Consider the following 7,584-nt stretch of genomic DNA (forward strand, 5'->3'; position numbering starts at 1 on the left):
CAAAGGCGACAGCGCCGCCAGTTCGAAGGCGCCCAGCGCCGCCGTCGCATCGCGCAGCCGCACGACGGTCGCCGGCGGCTGCGGGCGATGCATCACGCCGGCGGTTACCTCCACATGCACGTCATAGCGGCGCTGGACCCAGGCGAGCAGCGGGCCCCATTGCTCCGCCTGGCGGGCGGTCAGCTCGGGCGGGTTTTCGGCGCGATAGGCGAGCAGATCGCTCTCGCCATATTTCGCGAGCGCTTCGCCGAAGGCGAGCCGGTCTGGCTCGACGATGTCGATTGCGGCGTTGGCGAGTCCGGTCAGCGGCAGCGCGCGCGGGTCGAGCTCTTCGCCGACGGCGTTCCATTCCGCCGCAATGGCATCGGCCAGTGCCGGCGTCGGCAGAGCGAGGGCGTTGCGCTTCGGCGTGCGGACCGGCCGACCGTCGAGCAGCACGTCGCCCCCTTCCGTGCGCGCTTCCTTCCAAAAGCGTTTCACTTGGGCGTCCGCCAGCGCCGCGCGAGCAGCAGCGGAACCAGCGCGAAATCGAGCGCGCCGACCAGCACCGCGACGATGCCGACAATCCGCGGCACGTCGGGCAGCCGCCCGGCCGCGATCACCAGCCCGAACATCACCAGCAGCGCGCCGGCGAGCCTCAGCAGCGAGATGGCGAGGAAGCGGTTGCGGGCCTTGTCATCGTTCATCTCTAGAAGCGCTCCATCCAGGCGATCAGATCGTGCGGGCGTTCGATCACGTCATGCGCGCCGGCCGACCGGAGTTCGTCGGCATCATGATAGCCCCAGCCGACCCCCAGCGCATGCGCGCCGGCCGCGCGCGCCATCATCATGTCGAAACTGGTGTCGCCGATCATCACAGTGGTCTCGGGCGCCGCACCGGCCTCTGCGATCGCGGCGTGCAGCATCGCCGGATGCGGCTTGGACGGATGCCGGTCGGCGGTTTGCAGCGTGACGAAGCGCGCATGAAGGCCGTGGCGTTCGAGGCAGAGACGCAGGCCGCGATCGGACTTGCCGGTCGCGACGCCGAGCAGCCAGCCCGCATCCCCGAGCGCCTGCGCCACCTCGACGATGCCATCGAACAGCGGCTCCTCGACCAGCCCCTCCGCACGGTGCCGCTGAAACGTGGTCCTGTAGGTGTCGACAAGAACGGTCTGGAGATCGGGATCGGCATCGGGCGCAAGCGTCCGCATGATCTGCGGCAGGCTGAGCCCGACGATCCGCCGCGTCGCATGACGATCGGGCGGAGTCAGGCCGTGGCACGTGAAGCACTCGTCCATCGCCCGGCAGATCGCCGCCTGGCTGTCGACCAGCGTTCCGTCGCAATCGAAGACGGCGAGGCGGTTCACGATGCGCGTCGCAGCGCTGCAGCCAGAGCGAAATTGCCGCTAGCCTCCAGGCCGGCGATCACGCCCTCACGGTCCGGCGCGGCCTTGTTCTGGCCGAGCTTGTTGGTGACGCGGACTGCATCGACCGTCACTTCGAAGCCGCGGATCGCGCTCCGCATCGCATCGAACTTCGCCGGGTCCATCTTGCCGCGCGTCCACGGGAGGGGGCTGAGCCCGGGCTCATGCACTTCGGCAAGCCGGTCCAGCTGCTCGACCAGCGCCTCGTCGGGCATCAGCCGCGCTGTGCCGTCCAGCTCGACCGCGACATAGTTCCAGGTCGGCACCTGGTCGCCGGGCGGGCGGTACCAGTTCGGGGTGATGTAGCCGTGCGGGCCGACCAGGCTCAGCAGCACGCGCGCGCCGTCGAGATGGGGCGTCAACCGGTTGCCGCGAGCGAGGTGGAAACGGAACGCGCGTGCTCCGGCGCGAGCGATCGGCGCGTGCGCAACCATAGGCGCACCCTCCACCACCGCGACGATATGCGCGAAACCGATCCGCTCCGCCGCCGCGAGCGCGGCTCCTTCATCCAGGTCATGGAATGCCGGGTTCGGGTGCATCAGCTCCGGCCCCGGCCGCGGCGTTCGCCCTTGCGTTCCTTGCGGCGGGCCTTGGCGGCGGCGCTTGCCGCCCGGCGCTTGCCCTCTGGCGTCTCGCTGAACTTGACCTCGTCGAGCGGCAGATCGCCGGCCGCGGCATCGAAGCCCAGCGTTTCGAAGCTTTCGGCGATGTGCGCCGGTGGCTCGGCGGTGACGTCGAGCCGCCCGCCGTCGGGATGGTCGATGCGGATGCGCCGCGCGTGGAGGTGCATCTTGCGGCTGATGCCGCCGGTCAGGAACGCATCCTGCCCGCCATATTTGCCGTCGCCGACGATCGGGTGGCCGATCGCCGCCATGTGCACGCGCAGCTGGTGGGTGCGGCCGGTGAAGGGCTGAAGCTCGACCCAGGCGGCGCGGTTGCCGGCACGCTCGATCACGCGATAGCGGGTCCGGGCCGGCAGCCCTTCCTTCTCGTCGACATGCATCTTCTCGCCGCCCGTTCCCGGCTGTTTGGCGAGCGGCAGCTCGATGAACCCGTCCTCGATCGAGGGCACGCCGACGATCAGCGCCCAATAGACCTTGCGCGCGGTGCGGCTGGAAAAGCTCTTGCCGAAGAACGCGGCGGCGCGGCTGGTGCGGGCGAGCAGCAGCGCGCCGGATGTGTCCTTGTCGAGCCGGTGGACCAGCTTCGGCCGCGAATCGCCGTCGAACTGCAATGCGTCGAGCAGACCGTCGACATGCTCATGGGTCTTGGTGCCGCCCTGCGTCGCGAGGCCGGGGGGCTTGTTGATCACCAGCGCCTGCGGATCGCGGTGGATCACCAGCTCCTGCGCGAACGCGATCTGGTCTTCGCTGAGCGGTGGGCGTTCGCGTTTCGGCTTGGCTTTCTCGGGTGCGGGCGGTTCCGCCGGCGGCACGCGGATCGCCTGCCCCGCCGCGATCCGGTCGCCCGGCGCCGCGCGCTTGCCGTCGACGCGGAGCTGCCCGGTACGCGCCCAGCGCGAGACCTGGGCGAAGCCGATGTCCGGCAGATGCCGCTTGAACCAGCGGTCAAGCCGGATGTCGTCATCGTCCGGGCCGACGGTGAAGGTGCGGACCTCGCTGCTCACGCGACCGCCCGAAGGATCAGCACGCCCGCCGCCAGTCCCGCGATGGCCCCGGCCACCGACGCCGCGACATAAGCGGCGGCAACCGCATATTGGCCGCGCTCAATCATGCCGAACGTCTCCAGGCTGAAAGCGGAAAAGGTGGTGTAGCCGCCGAGCAGCCCGACGCCGATCAACAGCCGCCACGGTTCGTTCGCGCTGCCGACACGCGCAAGCGTGCCGGCCAGCAGCCCCATGAACAGCCCGCCGGAGATGTTCGCGATCAGCGTTCCCCAAGGGAAGGCCGGCCCCCACAGGCGCAAGGTGACGCCGCCCAGATGGAAGCGCAACGCCGCGCCGACCGCGCCGCCCAGCATGACGAGAAGCGTTTTCATGGGGTGCGTGTAGAGGGAACACCCAACCCCGTCACCCCGGACTTGATCCGGGGTCCACCTTCTCTTCGCGGCCTCGCAAGGAGGCAGGTGGATGCCGGATCGAGTCCGGCATGACGAATCAGGAAACGGTCGCCTTCACGATCTTCCCGGGCGTCCGCGGCGGCTCACCCTTGGGGAGCTTGTCGACGAACTCCATGCCGCTCTCGACATTGCCCCAGACCGTGTACTGGCGGTCCAGGAACGTCGCATCGTCCAGGCAGATGAAGAACTGCGAGTTCGCGCTGTTCGGATCATTCGTGCGCGCCATCGAGCAGGCGCCGCGGACATGCGGCTCTGAGTTGAATTCTTGGCGCAGGTTGGGCTTGTTCGAGCCGCCGGTGCCGGTGCCAGTCGGGTCGCCGCCCTGGGCCATGAAGCCGTCGATGACGCGGTGGAAGACGACGCCGTCGTAAAAGCCTTCGTTCGCCAGCTCGGTGATCCGTTCGACATGACCGGGCGCGAGATCGGGGCGCAGCCGAATGACGACATCGCCGCCGGTATCGAGCGTGAAGGTGAGCGTGTCGCCGGCCATGTCCGAATCTCCTTGTTCGTGAAGCGGCCCATATAGAGACGGGAGCCGGGCATGGAAGGTTGCGTTTTCCGCACGTGCGGGCCTAAGCCCGCGCCGGGCCAGGCGAAAAGGAGGCGGAGATGAGCGAGACCGAACTCACCACGCCGCCCGAAGCCGAAACCCAGCTCGACGAGGACGACCGGCTGAAGCCCGAATTCGTCCGCGCCGTGATCGAGCGGCTGGAGGCCGAGGATCCCGAAGGCGCGCGCGGGCTGGTCGAGCCGCTGCACCCGGCCGACATCGCCGACCTGTTCGAGCTGGCGCCGGCCGAATGGCGCGGGCCTCTGGCGGCCGCACTGAAGGACGTGCTCGACGCGGACGTGTTCGCGGAAATGAACGATTATGTCCGCGAGGACCTGATCGACGAACTGGAGCCGGCCCAGGTCGCCGACCTCGCCTCAGAGCTCGATACCGACGACGCGGTCGCGATCATCGAGGATATGGAGCCGGCCGAGCAGCGCGAAGTGCTGCGCGCGATGGAGCCGGACGACCGCGCCGCGATTGAGGAAGCGCTCGGCTATCCCGAGGAGTCCGCCGGTCGGCTGATGCAGCGCGAGCTGATCGCGGTGCCGGAGCATTGGTGCGTCGGCGACGTGATCGATTACCTGCGCGGCAATGACGATTTGACCACCGATTTCTGGGAAATCTTCGTGGTCGACACGGCGCACCATCCGGTCGGCACCTGCCAGCTGAGCTGGATCCTGCGCACGCCGCGCACGATCCCTGTCGCTGACGTGATGAAGCGCGAGCAGACGCTGATCCCGGTCGATATGGACCAGGAGGAAGTGGCGCTGCGCTTCCAGAAATATGCGCTGATCTCCGCGGCCGTCACCGATCAGTCGGGACGGCTGGTCGGCATGATCACCGTCGACGACATCGTCCACATCATTCAGGAAGAGGCGGGCGAGGACATCCTGCGCCTGTCCGGCGCTGGCGACGGCGACATCAACCAGCCGATCCGGCTGACGATCCGCACGCGCCTGACCTGGCTGGTCGTGAATCTCGGCACCGCAATCCTGGCGGCATCGGTGGTGGGGATATTCCAGGCCGAAATCGGCCGCTTCGCGTTGCTGGCGGTGCTGATGCCGATCGTGTCCGGCATGGGCGGCAATGCGGGCACGCAGACGCTCGCGGTCGCCGTGCGGGCGCTCGCGACCAACCAGCTCACCGAATCGAACACGCTGCGCATGTTCGGGCGCGAGCTGACCATCGCCGGCGCGAACGGCGTCGCGCTGGGCGTGCTGATCGGCACGGCGGTCGGCACGATCTACGCCTATCCGATGCTTGGGCTGACGATCGCGCTGGCGATGCTGATCAACAATCTGGTCGCAGGGCTGGCCGGCATTTTCGTGCCGATCACCCTCGACCGGCTGCGCATCGACCCCGCGGTCTCGTCGGCGGTCTTCGTGACCACCGCGACCGATGTGATGGGCTTTTTCAGCTTCCTGGGGCTCGCTACTCTGTTCAACCTGGGCGGTTGAAGCGGGGCGGCTGTGCCGCCATCTGCCGCCCATGCTTCATTTGTCGAAAGTCGCGGTTGGCTGCGCCACGGCCGAGGCGCTCCGCGCACGCGTTTCGGCGCGAACGGACAGCGGCATCATGCGCATCACGACCCGCTATCGGCCGACCCGGCACGCCGAGCTGATCGGCGGCTCGCTCTACTGGATCATCAAGCACCGGCTGGCCGGGCGGCAGGAAATCCTGGGCTTCGGCGAGAGCGAGGACCGGCGCTGCCTGATCGAGCTGGATGCCCGCCTGATCCCGGTCCACCCGCACCCGCGCAAGGCGCACCAGGGCTGGCGCTATTTCGACGCGCCGCCGCCCGACTTCGCGGCAGGCGGCGACATGCCGGCGCTGCCGCCGCGGCTGATGGAAGAACTGGCCGGTCTGGCGCTGATCTGATTATTTCCCGCAAGTCAGCGGGCCGCCGCCGACCTTGCGCACTTCGCACGCCGCCGTGCCTTCGACCGCGATCGCACCGATGCCGAGCGCGTTGACCCTGGCGCTGCGGCTGGCCTGCATCGTGATTGCCCCGGCGCTTTCGCTGGTGAGCGTCAGGTCGGCGACGGCAAGGTCGTCCGCGCGGATCTCCGCGGTGCCGCGCGCGACCGCCGCGCCCACCTTGGCCCGGCCGGCCGCTTCGATCGTGCCCGAGCCGGCGACGGCGAGGCTCGCATTGTCAGCCTCGATCTGGCGAACCGAGAGCCGCCCCGATCCCTCGACGGTGAGGACGACGCGCGGCGCTTTCATCCGGTCGACCTCCAGGCTGCCCGAGCCGAGCACAATCGCGCTGTCCAGCTGCGGCGTAGTGACCGCAATCGACGCCGCCCCGGACTGCTTGCCCGGATAGCCGCCCCAGCCCGACAGGTTCGGCCGGATCAGCATCGTGCGTCCCTCGACCTTGACCGAGACCCGCTCCAGCGCCTCCTCGTCGCCGCTGGCCCTGGCCGAGACGGCCTTGCCGGTCGACACCGTCACCGCGAACGGTCCTTCGACCCGGATGCGATCGAAGCTGGTGACGCTGTAGCCGCGCTCGGCGGCGATGGCGGGGGTGGCCAGCAGCGCCAGCGCGAGGATCAGCCGCAGCGCACGTCCCCCGAGCCCATCTTGCTGACGCGGCAGCGCGGGTTGCCGGCAATGTCGACGTCGCCCGAGCCGATGATCGACACGTCCGCCTCGCCGCTGACCGCCGCCCGGACGTCGCCCGATCCGGCGATGCTGATCTTCGCGCGTTCGGATTTCAGCCCGCCCGCATCGACATTGCCCGACCCAGCGATCGATACGTCGATGCTTTTCGCCGAACCCGCGACCGAGGTATCGCCCGATCCGGCCACGTCCAGCGATGCGGATTCGGCCTGCAGCGAGCCGATGGTCAGGTTGCCCGAACCCGCGACCGAGCCTTCGAACGCGGTGGCGCGGACATTGTCGACCTTCATGTCGCCCGATCCGGCGATCGACGCGCCGCGCAGCTGCGGCACCGTCACGGTGATGACCGTAGGCCCGCCTTTCGACGACCAGTTCCAGCCCCAATGCTTCTCGCGGCCAATCCGCAGCTCGCCGTCGACGACCTTGACCTCCAGCCGGTCGAGCACGTCGTTCGGTCCTGTCGCCGTCACCGATTCAGCACCGCCGACCCGCACCACGACATTGTCGGACCCGCGCAGCGACACGCGGTCGAAGCCATGCACGTCGAAGCTGCGGCTGCCGGAACCGCCGTCGTGATTCTCCGCATGCACGACGCCGCACCCCGCCAGCAAAGCCGCCGCCGCGGCCACAAACGTCACTCGAGACATCAGCGTTCTCCAACTGTGTTGGACGCATAATACACCTGGCGAATTGCGTGTCCAGCCCTTTCCGCGGCGAAAAGCCTCCGACTAGGACGGCAGGACGCGTGGCGGGTGAGCGCAGTCATCCCCTCCTGAGGTCCGGCGGAACCGCTTCGGCGGAGAGCCAGGCGACCGCTTCGTCCAGCGTCATGATCCGCTGGCCCTCTTGCCCCAGCGAGCGGATCGCGACCTTGCCTTCCTCTGCCTCGCGCTTGCCGACGACCAGCAGCTGCGGGACCTTGGCGAGG

General features: G+C 68.8%; 12 protein-coding genes. 2 read left to right on the forward strand and 10 right to left on the reverse strand.

The features are described from left to right. The 7 genes from VFT73_RS14160 to VFT73_RS14190 all read right to left on the reverse strand — a co-directional run. Nucleotides 1-480 (reverse strand): ATP12 family chaperone protein (locus VFT73_RS14160; RefSeq protein ID WP_326412551.1); only part of this gene is annotated, 480 nt, incomplete at its 3' end. Then, complete coding sequence (locus VFT73_RS14165) at nt 477-686, reverse strand: hypothetical protein (protein WP_326412553.1); 210 nt, start codon at nt 684-686, stop codon at nt 477-479. The genes VFT73_RS14160 and VFT73_RS14165, both read right to left, overlap by 4 nt. A gap of 2 nt (nt 687-688) precedes the next feature. Further along, nucleotides 689-1,348, reverse strand: a complete 660-nt coding sequence (locus VFT73_RS14170; protein WP_326412569.1) for an HAD-IA family hydrolase — start codon at nt 1,346-1,348, stop codon at nt 689-691. After that, the gene (locus VFT73_RS14175; RefSeq protein ID WP_326412555.1) at nt 1,342-1,941 is read right to left on the reverse strand and encodes an FMN-binding negative transcriptional regulator; all 600 of its coding nucleotides are present in this window, start codon (nt 1,939-1,941) and stop codon (nt 1,342-1,344) included. Before VFT73_RS14175 ends, VFT73_RS14170 begins: the two co-directional genes overlap by 7 nt. Further along, entirely contained in the window at nt 1,941-3,029 is a 1,089-nt protein-coding gene (locus tag VFT73_RS14180) for an RluA family pseudouridine synthase (protein WP_326412557.1), read from the reverse strand. Before VFT73_RS14180 ends, VFT73_RS14175 begins: the two co-directional genes overlap by 1 nt. Beyond that, on the reverse strand, nt 3,026-3,400 hold the full coding sequence (crcB, locus tag VFT73_RS14185; RefSeq protein ID WP_326412559.1) for a fluoride efflux transporter CrcB: 375 nt from the start codon (nt 3,398-3,400) through the stop codon (nt 3,026-3,028). Before crcB ends, VFT73_RS14180 begins: the two co-directional genes overlap by 4 nt. 118 nt (nt 3,401-3,518) lie before the next feature. Then, nucleotides 3,519-3,971 (reverse strand): peptidylprolyl isomerase, encoded by a 453-nt coding sequence (locus VFT73_RS14190; protein WP_326412561.1) that lies wholly within the window; start codon nt 3,969-3,971, stop codon nt 3,519-3,521. A 119-nt stretch (nt 3,972-4,090) separates the two neighbouring features. On the opposite strand from VFT73_RS14190, the gene mgtE reads away from it, so the two are divergent. Both mgtE and VFT73_RS14200 read left to right on the forward strand, forming a co-directional pair. Then, on the forward strand, nt 4,091-5,491 hold the full coding sequence (gene mgtE, locus VFT73_RS14195) for a magnesium transporter (RefSeq protein ID WP_326412563.1): 1,401 nt from the start codon (nt 4,091-4,093) through the stop codon (nt 5,489-5,491). Nucleotides 5,492-5,522: 31 nt separating this feature from the next. Next, nucleotides 5,523-5,912, forward strand: coding sequence for a DUF1489 family protein (locus VFT73_RS14200; protein ID WP_326412565.1), 390 nt, complete (start codon nt 5,523-5,525; stop codon nt 5,910-5,912). Here the strand turns inward: VFT73_RS14200 and VFT73_RS14205 are convergent, their stop codons facing one another. The 3 genes from VFT73_RS14205 to VFT73_RS14215 form a co-directional block, all read right to left on the reverse strand. Next, on the reverse strand, nt 5,913-6,632 hold the full coding sequence (locus VFT73_RS14205) for a GIN domain-containing protein (protein WP_326412571.1): 720 nt from the start codon (nt 6,630-6,632) through the stop codon (nt 5,913-5,915). Beyond that, entirely contained in the window at nt 6,587-7,303 is a 717-nt protein-coding gene (locus VFT73_RS14210; RefSeq protein WP_326412567.1) for a head GIN domain-containing protein, read from the reverse strand. Before VFT73_RS14210 ends, VFT73_RS14205 begins: the two co-directional genes overlap by 46 nt. A 115-nt stretch (nt 7,304-7,418) precedes the next feature. After that, on the reverse strand, nt 7,419-7,584 hold a 166-nt coding region (locus tag VFT73_RS14215; protein ID WP_326412573.1), incomplete at its 5' end, for a His/Gly/Thr/Pro-type tRNA ligase C-terminal domain-containing protein.

The organism is Sphingomonas sp. (assembly GCF_035758555.1).
Lineage (GTDB): Bacteria > Pseudomonadota > Alphaproteobacteria > Sphingomonadales > Sphingomonadaceae > Sphingomonas_B.